18 protein-coding genes are annotated in these 18,755 nt (G+C 69.9%); 13 read left to right on the top strand and 5 right to left on the bottom strand.

From position 1 onward, the window contains the following. The first annotated feature begins 177 nt into the window (after positions 1-177). From G6O68_RS19625 to G6O68_RS19570, 12 genes are read left to right on the top strand one after another with little or no spacing between them, the layout of a single operon-like run. Positions 178-873, top strand: a complete 696-nt coding sequence (locus G6O68_RS19625; RefSeq protein WP_165250337.1) for a cytochrome c3 family protein — start codon at positions 178-180, stop codon at positions 871-873. Beyond that, complete coding sequence (locus tag G6O68_RS19620; protein ID WP_206108151.1) at positions 870-3,944, top strand: TAT-variant-translocated molybdopterin oxidoreductase; 3,075 nt, start codon at positions 870-872, stop codon at positions 3,942-3,944. Before G6O68_RS19625 ends, G6O68_RS19620 begins: the two co-directional genes overlap by 4 nt. Continuing rightward, positions 3,937-5,373 carry an NrfD/PsrC family molybdoenzyme membrane anchor subunit gene (gene nrfD, locus G6O68_RS19615; RefSeq protein ID WP_165250336.1) on the top strand — a complete coding sequence of 479 codons (1,437 nt, stop codon included), beginning with the start codon at positions 3,937-3,939 and terminating at the stop codon, positions 5,371-5,373. The genes G6O68_RS19620 and nrfD overlap by 8 nt, the downstream gene beginning before the upstream one ends. Further along, on the top strand, positions 5,370-5,930 hold the full coding sequence (locus tag G6O68_RS19610; RefSeq protein WP_165250335.1) for a DUF3341 domain-containing protein: 561 nt from the start codon (positions 5,370-5,372) through the stop codon (positions 5,928-5,930). Before nrfD ends, G6O68_RS19610 begins: the two co-directional genes overlap by 4 nt. A gap of 38 nt (positions 5,931-5,968) precedes the next feature. Continuing rightward, a complete protein-coding gene (locus G6O68_RS19605; protein ID WP_165250334.1) occupies positions 5,969-6,616 on the top strand; it encodes a c-type cytochrome in 648 nt (215 codons plus the stop codon). After that, on the top strand, positions 6,613-7,857 hold the full coding sequence (locus G6O68_RS19600; protein ID WP_165250333.1) for a hypothetical protein: 1,245 nt from the start codon (positions 6,613-6,615) through the stop codon (positions 7,855-7,857). Before G6O68_RS19605 ends, G6O68_RS19600 begins: the two co-directional genes overlap by 4 nt. Continuing rightward, a complete protein-coding gene (locus tag G6O68_RS19595) occupies positions 7,854-8,459 on the top strand; it encodes a hypothetical protein (RefSeq protein ID WP_165250332.1) in 606 nt (201 codons plus the stop codon). The genes G6O68_RS19600 and G6O68_RS19595 overlap by 4 nt, the downstream gene beginning before the upstream one ends. Beyond that, positions 8,456-9,352 carry an SCO family protein gene (locus G6O68_RS19590; protein WP_165250331.1) on the top strand — a complete coding sequence of 299 codons (897 nt, stop codon included), beginning with the start codon at positions 8,456-8,458 and terminating at the stop codon, positions 9,350-9,352. Before G6O68_RS19595 ends, G6O68_RS19590 begins: the two co-directional genes overlap by 4 nt. Positions 9,353-9,370: 18 nt before the next feature. After that, a complete protein-coding gene (gene coxB / locus G6O68_RS19585) occupies positions 9,371-10,321 on the top strand; it encodes a cytochrome c oxidase subunit II (protein ID WP_165250330.1) in 951 nt (316 codons plus the stop codon). Further along, positions 10,318-11,976, top strand: coding sequence for a cytochrome c oxidase subunit I (gene ctaD / locus G6O68_RS19580; RefSeq protein ID WP_165250329.1), 1,659 nt, complete (start codon positions 10,318-10,320; stop codon positions 11,974-11,976). Before coxB ends, ctaD begins: the two co-directional genes overlap by 4 nt. Beyond that, positions 11,948-12,685: a cytochrome c oxidase subunit 3 gene (locus tag G6O68_RS19575; RefSeq protein ID WP_165250328.1), complete on the top strand. Its 738-nt coding sequence runs from the start codon at positions 11,948-11,950 to the stop codon at positions 12,683-12,685. The genes ctaD and G6O68_RS19575 overlap by 29 nt, the downstream gene beginning before the upstream one ends. Positions 12,686-12,701: 16 nt before the next feature. Beyond that, positions 12,702-13,061 carry a cytochrome C oxidase subunit IV family protein gene (locus G6O68_RS19570; RefSeq protein WP_165250327.1) on the top strand — a complete coding sequence of 120 codons (360 nt, stop codon included), beginning with the start codon at positions 12,702-12,704 and terminating at the stop codon, positions 13,059-13,061. 121 nt (positions 13,062-13,182) lie between these two features. Here the strand turns inward: G6O68_RS19570 and G6O68_RS19565 are convergent, their stop codons facing one another. From G6O68_RS19565 to G6O68_RS19545, 5 genes are all read right to left on the bottom strand, one after another. Further along, positions 13,183-13,740: a hypothetical protein gene (locus tag G6O68_RS19565; protein WP_165250326.1), complete on the bottom strand. Its 558-nt coding sequence runs from the start codon at positions 13,738-13,740 to the stop codon at positions 13,183-13,185. 138 nt (positions 13,741-13,878) lie between these two features. After that, positions 13,879-14,118, bottom strand: a complete 240-nt coding sequence (locus G6O68_RS19560) for a hypothetical protein (protein WP_165250325.1) — start codon at positions 14,116-14,118, stop codon at positions 13,879-13,881. Positions 14,119-14,157: 39 nt separating this feature from the next. After that, positions 14,158-14,385 carry a hypothetical protein gene (locus G6O68_RS19555; RefSeq protein WP_165250264.1) on the bottom strand — a complete coding sequence of 76 codons (228 nt, stop codon included), beginning with the start codon at positions 14,383-14,385 and terminating at the stop codon, positions 14,158-14,160. 84 nt (positions 14,386-14,469) lie between these two features. Then, positions 14,470-15,681, bottom strand: coding sequence for a hybrid sensor histidine kinase/response regulator (locus G6O68_RS19550; RefSeq protein ID WP_165250324.1), 1,212 nt, complete (start codon positions 15,679-15,681; stop codon positions 14,470-14,472). After that, on the bottom strand, positions 15,674-16,909 hold the full coding sequence (locus G6O68_RS19545) for a sensor histidine kinase (protein ID WP_165250323.1): 1,236 nt from the start codon (positions 16,907-16,909) through the stop codon (positions 15,674-15,676). Before G6O68_RS19545 ends, G6O68_RS19550 begins: the two co-directional genes overlap by 8 nt. Positions 16,910-17,152: 243 nt before the next feature. Here G6O68_RS19545 and G6O68_RS19540 point away from each other — a divergent pair, with 243 nt between their 5' ends. Then, positions 17,153-18,640 carry a sigma-54-dependent transcriptional regulator gene (locus tag G6O68_RS19540; RefSeq protein WP_206108150.1) on the top strand — a complete coding sequence of 496 codons (1,488 nt, stop codon included), beginning with the start codon at positions 17,153-17,155 and terminating at the stop codon, positions 18,638-18,640. Positions 18,641-18,755: the final 115 nt, after the last annotated feature.

The raw sequence follows: 18,755 nt of genomic DNA, 5'->3' as shown, positions 1-18,755 counted from the left end.
CCGACCCGCGCCCCGAGCCCCGCGATCCCGCATCGAAGCCGGAGCGTACCCCGGCGCGGCGGCCCCTGACAAGCGGCCGCCCCCCGGGCCTCCCAGGTTGCAGAGGGTTAGCTCATCGTATAGGTTGATTCCCTCAAATCGGTCACGACAGAACCCCTAAAGAGGACGAGACGAGCGATGCCCCAGGTCTTCCACCCGAGTGCCAACACGCTCTCGCGCGTGGTCATATTCAGCCTCGCGGCCGGGCCGGGAGCCCTGCTCGGACTGATGTATCTCTTGGTCCGTTCCCCGTACCAGACCCAGGTCGGCGTGATCCGCGAACAGCCCGTGCAGTTCTCGCACGAGCACCACGCCAAGGGGTTGGGGATCGACTGCCGCTTCTGCCACACCTCGGTGGAGACGGCGGCCTCGGCCGGGATGCCCGCGACCCACACGTGCATGACCTGTCATTCCCAGATCTGGACCGGCAGCCCGCTGCTGGAGCCGGTCCGGGCCAGCTTGCGGGAGCAGGATCCCCTGCAATGGACGCGGGTCCACGACCTGCCCGACTTCGTGTACTTCAACCACGGGGTGCACGTCCAGAAGGGCGTGGGCTGCACGGAATGCCACGGCCGCGTCGACCTGATGCCCCTGGCCTGGAAAGAGAAGCCGATGACGATGGAGTGGTGCCTGGACTGCCATCGCAACCCGGAGCCCCGGCTCCGACCCAAGGACCAGATCTTCAACATGGAATGGACCCCGCCCGAGGGGAGCGAGCTCGCCTCGACGGCCCACGCGGCCTCGGCGGCGGAGCCGAGCCCGGGCGCCCATCCGAACACGATGACCCCAGTGGAGGTCGGCCAGTTGACGAACTGCTCGATTTGTCACCGATGATGAAATCCCAGCCCGCCGACCTCGACACCCCGCTGACCCTCGCCGAGTTGATGCGCGACGCCGCGGCCCCCGACGCCGAGGCGACCGGCCCGCGGTACTGGCGCAGCCTCTCCGAGCTGGCCGACGACGGCGCGTTCACCGAGCAGGCCCGCAAGGCCGCCGCCCGCGCCCAGGCCGCGATCCACGGCCTGGACGACGCCAGCCGCCGCAAATTCCTGACCCTCATGGGCGCCTCTTTCGCCCTCGCCGGGGTCTCCGGCTGCGCCGTCCAGCCCGCCGAGAAGATCGTCCCGTACGTCGAGCAGCCCGAGCTGATCGTCCCCGGCAAGCCCCTCTTCTTCGCCACGGCGACCTCGCTCGGCGGCGACGCCCTCGGCCTCCTGGTCGAGAGCCACATGGGCCGGCCGACCAAGATCGAGGGGAACCCCAGCCACCCGGCGAGCCGGGGCGCGACCGACATCTTCTCGCAGGCGGAGGTCCTCAGCCTGTACGACCCCGACCGCTCGCAGGTCGTCGTCCGCAACGGCGGCGTCGAGACCTGGGAGCGCTTCCTCCGCTTCGCCGTCGACCTCCGCGAGCGCAAGCTGGCCGAGAAGGGCCGCGGCCTGCGGATCCTCACCCGATCGGTCTGCTCCCCCACGCTGATCGACCAGATCCGCCGCCTCCGCGAGCAGATGCCCGAGGCCAGGTGGCACAGCTACGAGCCCGTCAACCGCGACGCCGCCCGCAAGGGCGCCGAGCTGGCGCTGGGCTCCCCCTATGAAGCGGCCTACCACCTGGAGAAGGCCGACCTCGTCGTCGCCCTCGACGCCGAGCTGATCGGCGGCGGCCCCGTCGGCCTCCGCCACGCCCGGGCTTTCGCCGACCGCCGCGACCCCGAGGCCGAGTCGCCGCTGAAGCTCGTCGCCTTCGAGCCCACGCCGACCCTCACCGGCGCCGCCGCCGACCGCCGCACGCCGGTCGCCTCGGCCGACGTCCTCCTCGTCGCCGCGGCGCTCGCCAAGGCGCTCAAGGTGGAGGGCGCGCCCGACCTGGACGGCAAGCGGATCGAGCCCCACGCCGCCGCGATCGCCGCCCTGGCCGCCGAGCTGGAGGCGAAGAAGGGGAAGGCCCTCGTCGTCGTCGGCGACGCCCAGCCGGCCGAGGTCCACGCCCTGGGCCTCGCCATCAACGCGGCCCTCGGCGCGATCGGCGAGACCCTGACCCTCGCCCCCCCCGCCGACCGGGGCCCGGTCGACCAGACGGCGTCGCTCGTCGAGCTGGCCCGCGACATCCGGGCCGGCGCCGTCGACACCCTGCTGGTGCTCGGCGCCAACCCGGTCTACGAGGCCCCGTCCGACCTCAAGATGGCCGAGGTCCTCCAGAACGAGAAGCTCACCGCGCTGGTGCACCTGGGGCTCTACAACGACGAGACGGCGGCGATCAGCCACTGGCACGTCCCCGAGGCGCACTTCCTGGAATCCTGGGGCGACGTCCGCTCGTCGGACGGGACCTGCAGCCTCCAGCAGCCGCTCATCGAGCCGCTCTACCAGGGCCGAAGCGCGTCCGACGTGCTCGCCGCCCTGCTCGGCCAGGTCGGCGTCCCCGGCCAGCAAGTCGTCCGCGACTACTGGCGGACGAAGCTCCCGGCCGAGTCGTTCGAGCGGACCTGGCGCAAGGCCCTCCGCGACGGCGTCGTCGAGCTGCCCGCCCCCGCCGAGGGCGAGGCCCCGCCGGCGGCCGGCGCCCCCAAGCTCGACAAGGTCCAGTGGCCGGCCCCCGCCGCCCCCTCGGCCGACGAGCTGGAGATCGTCTTCCGGCCCGACCCGACCATCTGGGACGGCCGCTTCGCCAACAACGGCTGGCTCCAGGAGCTGCCCAAGCCCCTGACCACCCTGACCTGGGACAACGCGGCGCTCGTGAGCCCCAAGCTGGCCGAGCGGCTCGGGCTGGAGGACCAGCAGGTCGTCCTGCTGGAGTTCCGCAGCTCCAGCGTCGAGGCCCCGGTCCTGATCGCCCCCGGCCAGGCCGAGGACACGGTGACCGTGCACCTCGGCTACGGCCGCGGCCGCGCCGGCCGCGTCGGCACCGGGATCGGCTTCGACGCCAACAAGCTGCGGCGGTCCGACGCCCCCTGGTCGAGCCCCGGCCTGAAGGTCCTGCCGACCGACCGCCGGTTGCCTCTGGCCGTCACCCAGCACCACCACCGCACCGAGGGCCGCGAGCCGGTGAAGGTCTCGACCTTCGAGGCCGCCAAGCACCACGGCGAGGGGGACCACGGCCACCACCACCCCGACTTCAGCTTCTACCCGGAGCCGCCGGTCCCGCAGAGCGAGGACTACGCCTGGGCCATGGCGATCGACCTCAACCGCTGCATCGGCTGCGGGGCCTGCACGATCGCCTGCCAGGCCGAGAACAACATCCCGGTCGTCGGCAAGGACCAGGTGCTCAACTCGCGCGAGCTGCACTGGATCCGCGTCGACCGCTACTACGAGGGGACCGAGGCCGAGAAGGAGAACCCGGCCATCCACTTCCAGCCGGTTCCGTGCATGCACTGCGAAAAGGCCCCCTGCGAGGTGGTGTGCCCGGTCGAGGCGACCACGCACAGTCAGGAGGGGCTCAACGAGATGACCTACAACCGCTGCGTGGGGACGCGCTACTGCGGCAACAACTGCCCGTACAAGGTGCGTCGGTTCAACTTCCTGCACTACTCCGATCGATTCACCTCGGCGGCGACGACCCCGTCGCTCCAGCTCCTGAACAACCCGGACGTCACCGTCCGGAGCCGGGGCGTGATGGAGAAGTGCACCTACTGCGTGCAGCGGATCAACGAGGCCCGGCAGAACGCCAAGATCGAGGGCCGGAAGGTCGGCGGGGACGAGGTGGCGACCGCCTGCCAGGCCGCCTGCCCGACCCGCGCCATCGTCTTCGGCAACAAGCTGGACCCGGAGAGCGCGGTGTCCAAGCTCCGGAAGTCCGAACGGTCGTACGCCCTGCTCGAGGAGCTGGGGACGGTGCCGCGGACGACCTACCTGACCAAGCTGACCCACGGGGCCGCAACCCCGTCGCACGAGGAGCCGCGACATGGCTGAGACCCCGCACGACGACGGCCGGCGCGCCCCGCTGCCGCCCGTCCTGGCCCCGGGGCACACCTACGGCTCCGTCACCGCGACGATCAGCGACGTGGTCCTGGCCCGCGCGCTCGACTGGCGCTGGGCGGTGGGCATGGGGATCGCCAGCTCGCTGCTGATGCTCTTCGGCGGCGCGGTGGCCAACCTGCTGTTCCGCGGCACCGGCATCTGGGGCATCAACACCCCGGTCATGTGGGGCTGGGCGATCATCAACTTCGTCTGGTGGGTCGGCATCGGCCACGCCGGGACCCTGATCTCGGCCATCCTGCTGCTCCTGAAGCAGCAGTGGCGGACGTCGATCAACCGGTTCGCCGAGGCGATGACCCTGTTCGCCGTGGCCTGCGCCGGCATGTTCCCGCTGCTGCACATGGGCCGCCCCTGGAAGTTCTGGTGGATGATGCCCTACCCCAACACCATGGCGCTGCTGCCGCAGTGGCGGAGCCCGCTGGTGTGGGACGTGTTCGCGGTCTCGACTTACGCGACGGTCTCGGCGCTCTTCTGGTACGTGGGCCTGATCCCCGACCTGGCGACGCTCCGCGATCGCGCCAAGAACAAGTACATCGCGATGGCCTACGGCTCGCTGGCCCTGGGCTGGCGGGGCTCGGCGCGGCACTGGTCGCGGTACAAGAGCGCGTACATGCTGCTGGCGGCGATGTCGACCCCGCTGGTCGTCTCGGTGCACACGGTGGTGTCGTTCGACTTCGCGGTCTCGGTGATCCCGGGCTGGCACGCGACGATCTTCCCCCCCTACTTCGTGGCCGGGGCCATCTTCTCGGGCTTCGCGATGGTGGTGACCCTGATGGTCCCGCTGCGGTCCTGGTTCGGGCTGAAGGACTTCATCACCGACCGCCACCTGGACAACATGGCCAAGATCATCCTGGCGACGGGCATGATCGTGGGCTACGGCTACGCGATGGAGTTCTTCATCGCCTGGTACAGCGGCAACCCGTACGAGGAGTTCCTGCTCCTGAACGCGCGGCCGTTCGGCACCTACTCGAACGCCTACCGGATGATGGTCTTCTGCAACGTGATCATCCCCCAGCTGCTCTGGATCCCGGCGATTCGCCGGAACCCGATCGTGCTCTGGGTGATCTCGATCTTCGTGAACATCGGGATGTGGCTGGAGCGGTACGTGATCGTGATCACGAGCCTGAGCGAGGACTTCCTGCCCTCGTCGTGGGCGCCCTACAGCCCGACGATCTGGGACGTGGCGACCTTCCTCGGCACGCTCGGCCTGTTCACGTTCCTGCTGTTCGCGTTCATCCGGGTCCTGCCGTCGATCGCCATCGCCGAGATGCGGGAGCTGGTCCACGAGAAGCACCATGAGGCCCACGCGGCCCACGCCGGGCACGGCGTCGACGCGGCCGAGGCCCGGGAGGAGAATCGATGAGCGGCCCGCACGCCCACGGCCAGGAGGCCCCCGAGGTCTACGGCCTGATGGCCGAGTTCGACGACCCCGACCGGCTGGTCGAGGTGACCCGCGGCGCGTACGAGCGCGGGTTCCGGCAGATGGAGGCCTACACGCCGTTCCCGGTGGAGGGGCTGGACCACGCCCTGGGCTACTTCCGCAACAAGGTCCCTCGGACGACGTTCCTCGGGGCCGTGGCGGGGGGCCTGTCGGGGTTCCTGCTGCAGTGCTGGTCGGCGATCTACTACTACCCCCACGACATCGCCGGCAAGCCGCTGTACAGCTGGCCGGCCTTCATCCCCATCACCTTCGAGACGACGGTGCTGGGGGGGGCGTTCGCCGCGGTCTTCGGCATGCTCTACTTCAACGGCCTGCCCAAGCTGTACCACCCGGTCTTCAACGCCCCGTCGTTCGCGCTGGCGTCGGACGACCGCTTCTTCCTCTGCATCCAGTCCCGGGATCCGCTGTTCGACCCCGAGGAGACGTTGGCGTTCCTGGAGACCTGCGGGCCCCGCTCGGTCTCCGTCGTACCCTACTGAACCGAGCCGTCCGTCACATGGGATCAGACCCGCCCACGATGCGCCCTAACACCACCACCGCCCGCGTCCGGCCCGCGCCGGCCCGCCGGCGGCGGCCGGGGCGGCTCGCCGCCGCCGCCGTCGCCGCGCTGCTGGCCGTCGCCCCGGGCTGCACCGACATGTACGACCAGCCCCGGTACGAGGCGTTCGAGGCCAGCCCGCTGTTCGCGGACGGTGCCTCGTCCCGGCCCCTCGTGCTCGGCACGGTCCCGCGCGACGACGTGCGGGGCCTCCCGGCCGTCGAGGACCGCGACCTCCTCCTGACCGGGATGAAGGACGGCGCCCCGGCGACCGAGGCGCCGTTCGCCATCGACCGCGCCGCGCTGGAGCGCGGCCGCCAGCGCTACGACATCTACTGCACCCCGTGCCACGGCCAGCTCGGCGACGCCCGGGGCGTGATCGTCCAGCGGGGCTTCACCCCGCCGCCGAAGTACACCGACCAGCGCCTGGTCGACGCCCCGCTGGGGCACTTCTTCCAGGTCATCACCCACGGCCACGGGGCGATGTACTCGTTCGCCGCCCGCGTCACGCCGCAGGACCGCTGGAAGATCGCCGCCTACATCCGGGCCCTCCAGCTCAGCCAGGGGGCCGCGGCGTCCGAGCTGCCCGCCGAGGACCAGAAACAGCTCGAGGAGGCCGCGAAATGAGCTTCGGAACCGCTGACGCCCTCGCGGGCCCCGACCTGAACGCCCGGTTCGACGCGATCCGCTCCCGCGCGGTGCTGTTCGCGGCCGTCGGCCTGGGGGCCTGCCTGCTCGGGGCCCTGGTCTTCCCGGCCTCGTTCTTCCCGGCCTACCTGACCGCCTTCCTCTTCTGGACGGGGATCTCGGTCGCCTCGATCGGGCTCTGCTTCCTCCACCGGCTGGTGGGCGGCGGCTGGGGGCTGCCGCTCCGCCGGCCGTTCGAGGCCGCCGGGTCGATGATCGTGGTGCTGGCCGTGCTGTTCATCCCGATCCTGCTCGGGCTGCCGTACACCTACCCCTGGGCCGACCGCACCGTGGCCGAGGCCGACCCGCTCGTCGCGCAGAAGGTGAAGATCTTCCTCGAGCCGAGCTTCTTCGCGACCCGGGCCGCGATCTACTTCGTGATCTGGGCCCTGGGCGCCTTCCTGGTGGGCTCGTGGTCGCGCCAGCAGGACCGCCGCGAGGACCAGGCCCCGAGCCGCCGGCTGACGGCCCTCGCCGGCCCGGCGCTCGTGCTCACGTTCCTGTCGACGTCGTTCGCGGCGTTCGACTGGGCGATGTCCCGCGACCCCGACTGGTACTCGACGATCTACGGGGCCATGTTCGTCGTCGGCGCGATCCTGTCGACCCTGGCCTTCCTGACCGTGTTCACGATCCAGAACGCCGCCTACGAGCCGGTGAAGTCGGCCCTGACCGTGGGGCGGCTGAACGACATCGGCAACCTGCTGCTGGCGTTCACCATGCTCTGGGCCTACATGTCGTTCTCGCAGTTCATCATCATATGGATGGGGAACCTGCCGGAAGAGGTGATCTGGTACCTGCGGCGGACGCAGGGGGTGTGGGGCGCGGTCGCCCTCGCCCTGATCGCCTTCGGCTTCTTCGCCCCGTTCCTGGCCCTGCTCCAGCGCGAGCACAAGCGGAACGCGGGCTGGGTGCTGCCGATCGCGTCGTGGATCCTGGTCATGCGGGTCGTCGACCTGTCGTGGCTGATCCTCCCCGGCTACTCCAAGCCCGACGAGGCCGGCTTCCCCTGGGGGAGCCTGCCCTGGCTGCTGGCCGCGCTGGCGGGGATCGGCGGGGTCTGGATGATCGGGTTCGTCGGCCGGCTGCGGTCGGCCCCGCTGATCCCGCTCCGCGACCCGAGGATCCTCGACGCCCTGGCCCACGAGGCCGCCCACCAGCACAACGGAGGCGCCGTCCTGTGAGCGAACACATCGACCCGTCCAAGCTGGAGGGGGACATGATCCCCCAGGGCCGCTACAAGCCCGCCCGCGAGTTGAAGGAGCTGCACGAGAACACCGACCTGGACGTCAGGGGGGTCCTCTTCAACACCTTCGTCCTGGTCGCGCTCTGCCTCGTCACGTTCGTCGCGATCAAGTTCGTGATGGACTACTTCGTCGGGGTCGAGGCGACCATGAACGAGGCGAGGCTCACGCTGCGGTTCCCCGACGCCCCGCCGCCCCCCGCGCCGGTGCTCCAGGCCGATCCGGCCAAGGAGACGAAGGACGTGATCGTCGAGGCCCGCGAGCGACTCGACTCGTACGGCTGGGTCGACCGGGAGAAGAAGACCGCTCACATCCCGATCGAGCGGGCCATCGCCATCCTGGCCGAGAAGGGGCTCCCCAGGGGGGGGAAGATGGACGAGTTCCATCCCCAGCAAGGCTCGTCGAACCCGGTGAAGGTGGGCGAGCCGGCGAAGGCCGTCGAGCCCGCGAAGGAGAAGGGGGCGGAGCCGGAGAAGGCCGCCGAGCCGGCGAAGCCCGCCGCCGAGGGCGAGCCCGCTCCCGGCGCGGGGCCCCAGCCATGAGCCGCCCCTCGCCCCGCATCCGCTCGGCGCTGGCCCTCGCGGCCGCGTTCCTGGCCCTGACGACGTCCCCGGCGTCCGGCGACGAGCCGGTGCCGCTGGGGACGCCGCCGGCGACCGTCTCGGACACCTCGTTCAACGGCACGGCCTCGCGGGTCCGGTTCGAGCAGAAGCTCGGCTCGCAGGCGCCGCTGGCGGCGACGTTCGTGGACGAGCAGGGGAGCGAGAACCCGCTGGCCGCCTGCTTCGGCCGCCGGCCGGTGGTGCTGGCCCTGGTCTTCCACCGCTGCCCCCTGCTCTGCAACCAGGTGCTGGCGGGCCTCACCCGGAGCCTCAAGCCGCTGCCGCTGCAGGCCGGCGTGGACTTCGACGTGGTGGCCGTCAGCATCGACCCCGAGGACACCCCGGACTCGGCCGCCAAGAAGAAGGCCGGCTACCTGGAGCGCTACGACCGGCCCGGCTCGGAGGCGGGCTGGAAGTTCCTGACGGGGAAGAAGGAGGCGATCGACGCCCTCTGCGAGTCGGTCGGCTTCCAGTACGTCCAGAACCCGGCGACCAAGCAGTACGCGCACGCCGCCGGGATCGTGGTCCTGACGCCCGGTGGCCAGGCGGCCCAGTACTTCTTCGGCATCGACTACCCGCCCAAGGAGGTCGACGCCGCGATCCGCCGGGCGGCGGAGGGCCGGACGGGCTCGAAGATCGCCGCGATGCTCCTGCTCTGCTACGACTACGATTCGGCGACCGGCCAGTACACGCTCTCGATCGTCCGGCTGCTCCGCGTGTTCGGCACCCTCACCGCGCTGTCGCTGGGCCTCTATCTCTTCCTGATGTTCCGGCGCGAGCACCGCGGGCGCGTCGGCGACGCGGCGGCGGCGGCCGACGCCCCCGGGGCCTGAAACCAAGGTATCATTCCTATGTGGGACTTCCCCCTGTTCCCGAGCCAGGCGTCGACCAACGCCCCGAGGCTGGACGCGCTGATGCTCTTCGAGGTCGGCGTCCTCATCTTCTTCTCGCTGCTGATCGGCGTCCTGGTCGTGGGCTTCGGCATCCGGTTCCGCCGCGGCAACGCGGTCGACCGGAGCAACCCGCCGACCCACAGCCAATCGATGGAGGTCGTCTGGATCGTGATCCCGATGATCCTCTCGATCCTGATGTACGCCTGGTCGACGCAGCTCTTCTTCGACCTCTACGAGGCCCCGGCGGACGCCGCCCAGGTCGACGTGGTGGGCAAGCAGTGGATGTGGTACCTGCAGCACCCCCAGGGCCGCTCCGAGACCAACGAGCTGCACGTCCCGCTGGGCCGGCCCGTGAAGCTGAACATGACCTCGCAGGACGTGATCCACAGCTTCTTCATCCCGGCCTTCCGGATCAAGCAGGACGTGCTCCCGGGCCGTTACACGTCGCTCTGGTTCCAGCCGTCGAAGGTCGGCGTATACGACCTGTTCTGCACCGAGTACTGCGGCACCAACCATTCGAACATGATCGGCAAGGTCTACGTGATGGAGCCGGCCGACTACGAGGCCTGGCTCTCCGAGAAGGGGGTCGGCCCGTCGCAGGCCGAGGAGGGCGAGCGGCTGTTCGTCCAGCACCACTGCGCCGGCTGCCACCGCGGCAGCCAGACCGTCCACGCCCCCAAGCTCGAAGGGGTCTACGGCAAGCCGGTCCCGATCCAGGACGGCAAGGACGTCCGGTTCGTCACCGCCGACGACCGCTACATCCGCGACTCGATCCTGCTGCCCCAGGGCGAGGTGGTGGCCGGCTACGAGCCGATCATGCCGTCGTTCAAGGACCAGATCAACGAGCCCGACCTGCTGAAGATCATCGCGTACATCAAGTCCATCGCCAATCGGGAGACCAGCCAATGAGCGCCTCGGCGCACGCGCGCCGCGACGACGGGCGTCCGGCAGACTACCTGTCGGACACCTCGGTCGCTTCGTGGCTGCTGACCACCGACCACAAGCGGGTCGGCATCCTCTACATGCTCTCGGTCACCCTCTTCTTCTTCGTGGGAGGGGTGATCGCCGGCCTGATGCGCCTGGAGCTCATGACCCCGAGGGGGGACGTGATGTCCACCCCCGACGCATACAACCGCATGTTCACCATGCACGGCGTCATCATGATCTTCTTCTTCCTGGTGCCGGCGATCCCCGGCGTCCTGGGGAACTTCCTGCTCCCCTTGATGATCGGGGCCCGCGACCTGGCCTTCCCGAAGATCAACCTGCTGAGCTGGTACGTCTACATGATCGGCGGCGTGATGGGGGTCTGGATCCTCGTCTACGGCGGCGTCGACACCGGCTGGACGTTCTACACCCCGTTCAGCACCATGTACTCCAACACCTACGTGGTGACGGCCGCGGTCGCGGTGTTCATCACCGGCTTCTCGTCGATCCTCACCGGGCTCAACTTCATCGTGACCGTGCACACGATGCGGGCCCCGGGGATGACCTGGTTCCGGCTCCCCCTGTTCGTCTGGTCGCACTACGCCACGGCCTTGATCATGGTCCTGGGGACCCCGGTGCTGGCGATCTCGGTCGTGCTGATCGGGCTGGAGCGGCTCTTCCAATTCGGCATCTTCGACCCCAAGTTGGGCGGCGACCCGATCCTGTTCCAGCACCTCTTCTGGTTCTACTCGCACCCGGCCGTGTACATCATGGTGCTCCCCGGGTTCGCGGTGATCTCGGAGATCATCCCCTGCTTCAGCCGTCGGCCGATCTTCGGCTACCGGTTCATCGCCTTCGCCAGCGTCGCCATCGCGATCTTCGGCTTCCTGGTGTGGGGCCACCACATGTTCGTCTCCGGGCAGTCGATGTACGCCGGGGCCGTCTTCTCGATCCTCAGCTTCCTCGTCGCCATCCCGTCGGCCATCAAGGTGTTCAACTGGACCGCCACCCTGTACAAGGGCTCGCTCCGGTTCGACACGCCGATGCTCTACGCGATGGGCTTCATGGGCCTGTTCACCATCGGCGGCCTCACCGGGCTGATGCTGGCCTCGCTGGCGATCGACGTCCACGTCCACGACACCTACTTCGTCGTGGCCCACTTCCACTACATCATGGTGGGGGGGACGACGATGGCCTACCTGGGGGGCGTCCACTTCTGGTGGCCCAAGATCACCGGCCGGACCTACTCCGAGCTGTGGGGCAAGCTCTCCGCCCTGCTGGTCTTCGTCGGCTTCAACCTGACGTTCTTCCCGCAGTTCCTCCTGGGCTACCTGGGCATGCCCCGGCGCTACTTCGAGTACCGGCCGGAGTTCCAGGTCCTCAACGTCATGTCCACGGCCGGGGCCTCGATCCTGGCGGTCGGCTTCGTGCTGCCGCTGTTCTACCTGCTGCTCTCGCTGCGGAAGGCCCCCGACGCCGGGCCGAACCCCTGGGGCGCCACCGGCCTGGAATGGCAGGTCGAATCCCCGCCGACGACCCACAACTTCCACGAGCCGGTCCTCGTGACCTGCGGACCCTACATGTACTCGCCCGAGGAGGCGGAACGGGAATATGCAAGCCAGCACGTCCACACTGCCTGACGCGGGGACGGGGAGGCAGATCCTCCTCTCCCACTTCGACGACCTGGATCAGCAGCACCTGTCCTCGAACCTGGGCATGTGGTTCTTCCTGGTCAGCGAAGTCATGTTCTTCAGCGGCTTGATCGGCGCCTACGCCGTCTATCGGGCCCTCTCCCCCGTGGCGTTTGAGCGGGCCAGCGGGCACATGGACCTGTGGGTCGGCTTCTTCAACACGCTGGTCCTGCTGACCAGCAGCCTGACGATGGCCCTGGCCGTCCGCTGCTCGCAGATCGGCGACAACCGCGGCATCGTCCGCTACCTGATCGCCACCGCCGTCCTCGGCACCGTGTTCCTCGGCGTCAAGGGATTCGAGTGGAAGCAGGAGATCGACCATCACCTGCTTCCCGGCCCCCACTTCGTCGTCCCCGCCGAGGACGCCGAGGCGCTCAGGGCCGTCAGCGTCGGGACCGACGGCCAGTTCGACCCGGTGAAGTACGCCCGCAACCTCGGGCACTTCCAGATGATGTTCGTGCTCTACTTCTTCATGACCGGCGTGCACGCCTTCCACATGATCGTGGGCGTCGCCGCGGTCTTGATCTTCGCCGTGCTGGCCCAGATCCGATGGTTCTCCGGGTACGGCACCACCCAGATCGAGGTCCTCGGCCTCTACTGGCACTTCGTGGACGTCGTCTGGGTGTTCCTCTACCCCTTGCTCTATCTGATCGGCTGAGAGGCGGACCCGAACCATGCAGCATCATCACCAGTCGTCGCAACTGCACCAGTCGGCCGAGGCCCACGAGCAGTCGCACCACGTGATCGCCGTCAAGACGTACCTGATGATCTACCTCGCGCTCATGCTGCTGCTGGCGCTGACGGTGGGCGCGTACTTCCTGGACATGGGGAGCCACCAGATCAACCTGGCGGTCGCCATGACCATCGCCGTGGTCAAGGCGGTGCTGATCGTGCTGTTCTTCATGCACGTCTACTACAGCGCCCCGCTGACCTGGATCACCGCGGTAGGGTCGCTCCTGTGGGTCGGCCTGCTGTTGGCGTTCCTCCTGGCCGACTACTTCTCCCGAGGCTGGCTGGACATCCTCGGCAAGTGACGCCCCAGCCCCCGCAACGAAGAAACGCGGCGGGCGCCTCCCGATCCGGGAAGGCGGCCGCCGCGTTTTCCATTTCATCCAGCTCTCGTCCGGTTCGATCGGTTTCCGACCGGGCCGGACGTCAGACCCGGCCCGCCAGCGGGGGCGCGGGCTGCGTGCCGGGGATGGAGGGCATCTCCAGGTCCGGCGCGACCTGATCCTTGAGGTCCGACAGGGCCCCCTTCGCGACGTCGCCGAGCTGCTCCATCGAGAGCCCGACGGCCTCGCCGCCGAACTTCAGGGCGAGGTAGTCTTCGGCCATGCTGAGGACCGCGTCGTTCACGCCGAGGCCCCGGTTCAGGGCCAGGCGGGCGATGGGTGCGACGCCGGCCACGCCGGCGGCGACGACGGCCCCCATGATCGCCCCGGAGGAGTCCTCCACGCCGTCGCGCTTCAGGCTCTCGCGGGCCGCGTAGGCCCCGGCGATCGCGTGCGGGATCATCAGCATCGGCCGATACCGACGCCGGAACAGGCCGAGCTTGTCGACCGCCATCTCGCCGAGGGCGCCGAGCACCCATCCGCTCCGCCCGCCGCCGACGCGGCGTGAGGAATCCAGGAGCGCCGGGCCCATCGTCGCCCGCAGTCCGCTGACCGCCGCGAGCGTCATCGCGCGCTCGAGCGGCGTTTTCGTGTCCGCCATCTGTCACATCCCCCTTTGGCTTGGCTTGATTCGGTTCGTCGCGATCGCGAGGCCTCCCGGGCGCGGACGCTCGGAGCCCATGTTGTCGTTCATGATTCGCAACAATCGTGCCGACGCCGGGAACGGGCCGGTCCGGGATCAGGAGGAGGCGGAAGCGGCGGCGTGCTCGCGGGCCTCGTGGCGGGCGCAGGCGTCGCAGCAGTAGATGCCCCCCGATTCCTCGACGCCGTGGCCGATCACCCGGCAGCCGCAGTGGGCGCAAGCGGGTGCCAGGGCGTGGATTGCGCACTCGAAGCAGTCGAAGGTGTGGTCCTTGCCGTCCATGGTCACAGTAAAGGCCTTATCATACTCGTTGCCGCAGACTTCGCAGGTGCTCATGGCGAGGCTCCTCTCGGTCGGTCGGCCGGCGGGCCGGGCTCAGGTGAACGAGGTGGTGCCGGTGAAGCTCGGGGGGTCGCTGGCCGGGAACGACTCCTCGGAGCTTTCGTCGACCATGGCATCGGTCGTGTTCGGGAGTTCCTCCTCGGGGATGGGCTTGCGGACGCAAGCCTCCACCGCCTCGGGGCGGGCGAACATCCGGCAGTAGAGCCGCTTGACGGCTTCGATCCATCCGCCCGGGGCGGGGGTCGCGGCGTGGGTGTTCATGTCTGGAATTTCCTCGCGTGCAGAGATCGGGATGAGTCTCTCGACACCCCCTACTTTTGCAAACGCGATGCCGGTCCCCCGGGCTCAGGCGGCGACCTCGGGGGGCCGGTCGGGGATCCAGACCACGAACTCGCTCCCCGGTTCGCCGCCGCCGCTGTGCGCCTCCACCCGGCCGCCGTGGAGATGGACGAGCTGCCTGACCAGCCAGAGGCCGACGCCTAGCCCGCTGGCCACGCCGTCGTCGCCGGGCCGCTTGACCTGGGTGAAGATGTCGAAGACGGCTTCCAGCATGTCCTCGGGCACGCCCGGGCCGTCGTCGCGGACGCGGAACCGGACGCCGTCGCCGTCGCGGTCGACGTCCAGGCTGATCCGGCCCCCGGCCTGGGTGTACTTGGCCGCATTGTGCAGCAGGTTGTAGAGCACCTGGGCCATCCGCTCGGCGTCGACCTGGAGGCTCAGCGGGTCCTCCGGCATCGTGACCTGGAACTCGTGCCGGGACTTGGCCATGAAGGGACGGACGTTCTCCACGGCCGTCGCCACCACGCGGTCGGCCTGGCAGCATTCCATCTTCAACTTGATCATCCCGCGCGAGATCCGGGCGACGACCATCAGGTCGTCGATCAGCCGGACGAGGTGCTTGACCTGGCGCTCGATCATGGCGCGGGAGGACTCGACGACGGCCGGGTCGTTGCCGGCCAGGCGCATGATCTCGAGGGCGTTGCGGACGGGGACCAGGGGGTTGCGCAGCTCGTGGGCGAGGGTGGACAGGTATTCGTCCTTGCGGCGGTCGACCGAGCGGAGGGCCTGCTCGGCGCGGACCCGCTCGGCGACCTCGGCCTGGAGCGCGGCGTTGGCGCGGGCGAGTTCGGCGGTCCGCTCCTGGACGCGCCGCTCCAGCTCCTCGGCGTGCTGCTTCTCCTGGAGGCTGTAACGGATCGAGCGCTCCAGGAGGGTGGGGTTGAGCCGCCACTTCTCCAGGAAGTCGGCGGCGCCGGCGCGCATGGCGTCGAGGTCGATGGCGCGCTCGTCGAGGCCGGTCAGGAGGATCATCGGCGCGGCGGCGCCGCGGGCCACGGCCTCGCGGATGACGGTCAGGCCGTCGAGCCGGCCCAGGCTGTAGTCGATGAGGTAGAGGTCGCACGCGCCTTCGCAGATCACGTCCACGGCGCGGTCGGCGTCGGGGAGCCAGTCCAGCTCGAACTCGATGTCGGCGATCCCTTCGAGGAGGTCGCGCGTCAGGAGGTAGTCCTCCTCGTCGTCGTCCACCAGCATCAGGCGGATCGGCTTCTCAGACATCCCGACCTCCCGGTCGCCCGGCTCGCGGGTCGGCGCCGGCGGGGGCCTCGAGCCGCCGGGCATGCGAGGGGCGGCGGTCGTCGGCCGATTTCGTCGGGGGAGTCGCGTCGGCGTGGGGCATGGGCTCGGTCCCGGAGGTCGCGGGCGGGGTGGGGAGCGTGACCCGGAAGGTGGAGCCCTCGCCGGGCGCGCTCGACGCGGCGATTCTACCCGAATGCGCCTCGACGATCCCGAGGCAGATCGCCAGGCCCAGGCCGCTCCCCTCGAAGGCATCGCGACCGTGAAGGCGTTCAAAGGGGCGGAGGATGCGGCCGAGGTGGGCCTCGTCGAAGCCCACGCCGTCGTCGGCGACTTCCAGCAGGCAGGCCGGCGAGCCGTCCTCGCCGGGGACCGCCCGCGCCGAGACCCGGACCGACGGCGCGACGCCGGGGCGGTGGAACTTCAGGGCGTTGGCGATCAGGTTCTGGAGCAGCTGCCGCATCTGGGTCGGATCGGCCCGGATCGTCGGCAAGGGGCCGACCTCGACCCGGCCGCCGGTCCGGGCGACGAGGTCTTCCAGGTCGGACAGCACCCCCGCGGCGACGGCCGAGAGGTCCACCTCGACCCTGGGCCGGGCCCGACCCGAGGCCCTGGCGATCTCCAGCAGGCCGGCGATCAGCCCGCGCATCCGGTGGGCCGCCGCGATCATCCGGCCCAGGTCCTCGCGGCCCCGGGGGTCGAGCATCGGGCCGCAACGTTCGGCCAGTCGGCCGCCGAAGGCCGCGATCTTCCGCAGGGGTTCCTGGAGGTCGTGCGCCGCGATCGCCGCGAAGGGCTCGAGGACGTCGCGGTCGCGGCGGGGGGCGTCGCACCGGCGGGTCAGGACGACGACCCACTGCCCCACGGCCCCCGAGCCGTCCCGCACGGGGGCGATCCGGGCGCGCATCAGGAAGGTCGGGCCGCCGGCCCCGCGACGGAGTCGAACTTCCGTCGCGAACGGCCGCCCCCTCTCTCGGGCCTCGCGCCAGGCGCGGTCGAACGACTCGCGATCGTCGGGATGGAGGGCGTCCAGCCAGCCCCTTCCCAGGCCGGCGGCGGTCGACATCCCGACGGCGGCCTCCCAGCGGCCGTCGAAGCCGACGGCGGCGCCGGCGGCGTCGGCGGTCCAGATCAGCTCCTCGACGTCCTCGGAGGCCTCGCCGCCCCCGTCGCCGTGGCGCCCGGATCCTGAGTGGTCGTCGATCGTCATGTGCTTCCCGTCCATCTCCCGGCGAGCGGCCGACCCCGGCCCGTCCCACCGACTTCGCCGCGGACCGTTCATCCCGACGGATCAGCAAACCGCATTCCGTAGGACGGCCGCGCCCTGACGCTCCGCGCAGCCATCTGGTAAGATGACCCGGGCGCGACGGTCGATGGAGACGCCCCGCAGGTCCGGCGCGAGCCGCCGGGGCGATCGACGGGCCGGACGCCGACCGATCCGGGAGCGAAGCGGGTGACATCAGCCGTCGAGAGCACGCCGAGAGAACCAGGGCCTCGCGAGGACGCCGCCGCCGAGTCCGCGGCCGCCCCCCTCAGCGTCGAACCGGTCCGACGGATGCTCCTCGTCGAGGACGACGAGGACACCCGCAACTCGTTCCAGCAGCTCATCAACATGGCGCTGGGGATCGAGGTCGACCTGGCCGTCGACGGGTCCCAGGCCCTGGAGTTGCTGGGCCGCAAGCCGTACAGCATCGTCGTCACCGACCTCCGCATGCCCAAGGTCGACGGCCTGAAGCTCATGGCCGAGATCCAGGCCCGCCGCCTCCCGGTGACGGTCATCGTCACCACCGGCCACGGCAGCATCGACGACGCCGTCCACGCCATGCGCATGGGCGCCTACGACTTCCTGACCAAGCCTCCCGACCCCCAGCACCTCTGCCTGCTCATCGAGCGCGCCCTGCGCGAGCGCTCGCTCCAGGACGAGCTGTCCGCCCTCCGCACCCAGATCGGCGAGCGGCACCGCTTCCTCAACGTCCTCAGCAAGAGCCCGAAGATGTACGAGATCTTCGAGCTGATCAACAACATCGCCGACACCGCCACCACCGTCCTCATCGAGGGCGAGACCGGCACCGGCAAGGAGCAGCTCGCCCGCGCCATCCACCAGGCCTCGGGCGAATACCGCAAGGGGCCGTTCGTCCCCGTCCACTGCGCAGCCCTGTCCGAGGCCCTGCTGGAGAGCGAGCTGTTCGGCCACGAGAAGGGGTCGTTCACCGGCGCCGCCGGCCAGCGCAAGGGGCGGTTCGAGATCGCCCACGGCGGCACGCTCTTCCTCGACGAGGTGGCCGACATCCCGATGTCGATGCAGATCAAGCTCCTCCGCGTCCTCCAGGAGCGGAAGTTCGAGCGCGTCGGCGGCAACGCCCCCATCGAGGTCGACGTCCGGGTCATCGGCGCCACCAACCAGGGCCTGGAGACGGCGGTCAAGGAGGGGAGGTTCCGCGAGGACCTCTATTACCGCCTCAACGTGGTCAAGATCGACCTCCCCCCGCTCCGCCAGCGTCCCGAGGACATCCGTCTCCTGGCCACCTACTTCGCCCAGAAATACGCCCGGCCCGGCCAGAACGCCGTCGCCATCTCCAGCGCCGCCATGGACCGGCTCTACTCCTACGCCTGGCCCGGCAACATCCGCCAGCTCGAGAACGCCATGGAGCGGGCCTGCGTCACGGCGCGCGACGGCGAGATCAAGCCCGAGAACCTCCCCCGCGACATCGTCCCCAAGAAGGCCCGCAAGGGCTCGCTCGTCGTCGACCTCGCCCGCCCCCTCACCGACCAGCTCTCGGAGCTGACGTCGGCCTTCGAGGAGCGCTACCTCCGCAAGGCTCTGCGCAAGTGCCGCGGCCACGTCGGCCGCTGCGCCAAGATCAGCGGCCTGTCGCGCCGCAGCATCTCCGCCAAGATCGCCCACTACAAAATCGACACGGCCGCCTACAAGCCGAAGTGACCCCCTACGGCTCGGAGGCCGGTCGAAGCGGCCCCGATCGCCTGGGCAACCCCCTGCGCAGGGCCGGGAACCCCCGCGCCGGGCGCGAATCGAAGCGACCGGCGCGGAGATTGCT

Origin of the sequence: Paludisphaera soli (assembly GCF_011064595.1) — a bacterium.
In the GTDB taxonomy this organism is placed as follows: domain Bacteria; phylum Planctomycetota; class Planctomycetia; order Isosphaerales; family Isosphaeraceae; genus Paludisphaera; species Paludisphaera soli.
Note: the sequence above shows the minus strand (reverse complement) of the source record. Positions and strands in the feature narration are given on the sequence as shown.

Excerpts from the sequence above, each read along its gene's own strand:
- G6O68_RS19590 (WP_165250331.1), top strand. The coding sequence starts at position 8,456 with ATGAGCCGCCCCTCGCCCCGCATCCGCTCGGCGCTGGCCCTCGCGGCC.
- G6O68_RS19620 (WP_206108151.1), top strand. The coding sequence starts at position 870 with ATGATGAAATCCCAGCCCGCCGACCTCGACACCCCGCTGACCCTCGCC.
- G6O68_RS19575 (WP_165250328.1), top strand. The coding sequence starts at position 11,948 with ATGCAAGCCAGCACGTCCACACTGCCTGACGCGGGGACGGGGAGGCAG.
- G6O68_RS19600 (WP_165250333.1), top strand. The coding sequence starts at position 6,613 with ATGAGCTTCGGAACCGCTGACGCCCTCGCGGGCCCCGACCTGAACGCC.
- ctaD (WP_165250329.1), top strand. The coding sequence starts at position 10,318 with ATGAGCGCCTCGGCGCACGCGCGCCGCGACGACGGGCGTCCGGCAGAC.
- G6O68_RS19610 (WP_165250335.1), top strand. The coding sequence starts at position 5,370 with ATGAGCGGCCCGCACGCCCACGGCCAGGAGGCCCCCGAGGTCTACGGC.
- G6O68_RS19605 (WP_165250334.1), top strand. The coding sequence starts at position 5,969 with ATGCGCCCTAACACCACCACCGCCCGCGTCCGGCCCGCGCCGGCCCGC.
- G6O68_RS19545 (WP_165250323.1), bottom strand. The coding sequence starts at position 16,909 with ATGACGATCGACGACCACTCAGGATCCGGGCGCCACGGCGACGGGGGC.
- coxB (WP_165250330.1), top strand. The coding sequence starts at position 9,371 with ATGTGGGACTTCCCCCTGTTCCCGAGCCAGGCGTCGACCAACGCCCCG.
- G6O68_RS19550 (WP_165250324.1), bottom strand. The coding sequence starts at position 15,681 with ATGTCTGAGAAGCCGATCCGCCTGATGCTGGTGGACGACGACGAGGAG.
- G6O68_RS19625 (WP_165250337.1), top strand. The coding sequence starts at position 178 with ATGCCCCAGGTCTTCCACCCGAGTGCCAACACGCTCTCGCGCGTGGTC.
- G6O68_RS19565 (WP_165250326.1), bottom strand. The coding sequence starts at position 13,740 with ATGGCGGACACGAAAACGCCGCTCGAGCGCGCGATGACGCTCGCGGCG.
- G6O68_RS19555 (WP_165250264.1), bottom strand. The coding sequence starts at position 14,385 with ATGAACACCCACGCCGCGACCCCCGCCCCGGGCGGATGGATCGAAGCC.
- G6O68_RS19570 (WP_165250327.1), top strand. The coding sequence starts at position 12,702 with ATGCAGCATCATCACCAGTCGTCGCAACTGCACCAGTCGGCCGAGGCC.
- nrfD (WP_165250336.1), top strand. The coding sequence starts at position 3,937 with ATGGCTGAGACCCCGCACGACGACGGCCGGCGCGCCCCGCTGCCGCCC.
- G6O68_RS19560 (WP_165250325.1), bottom strand. The coding sequence starts at position 14,118 with ATGAGCACCTGCGAAGTCTGCGGCAACGAGTATGATAAGGCCTTTACT.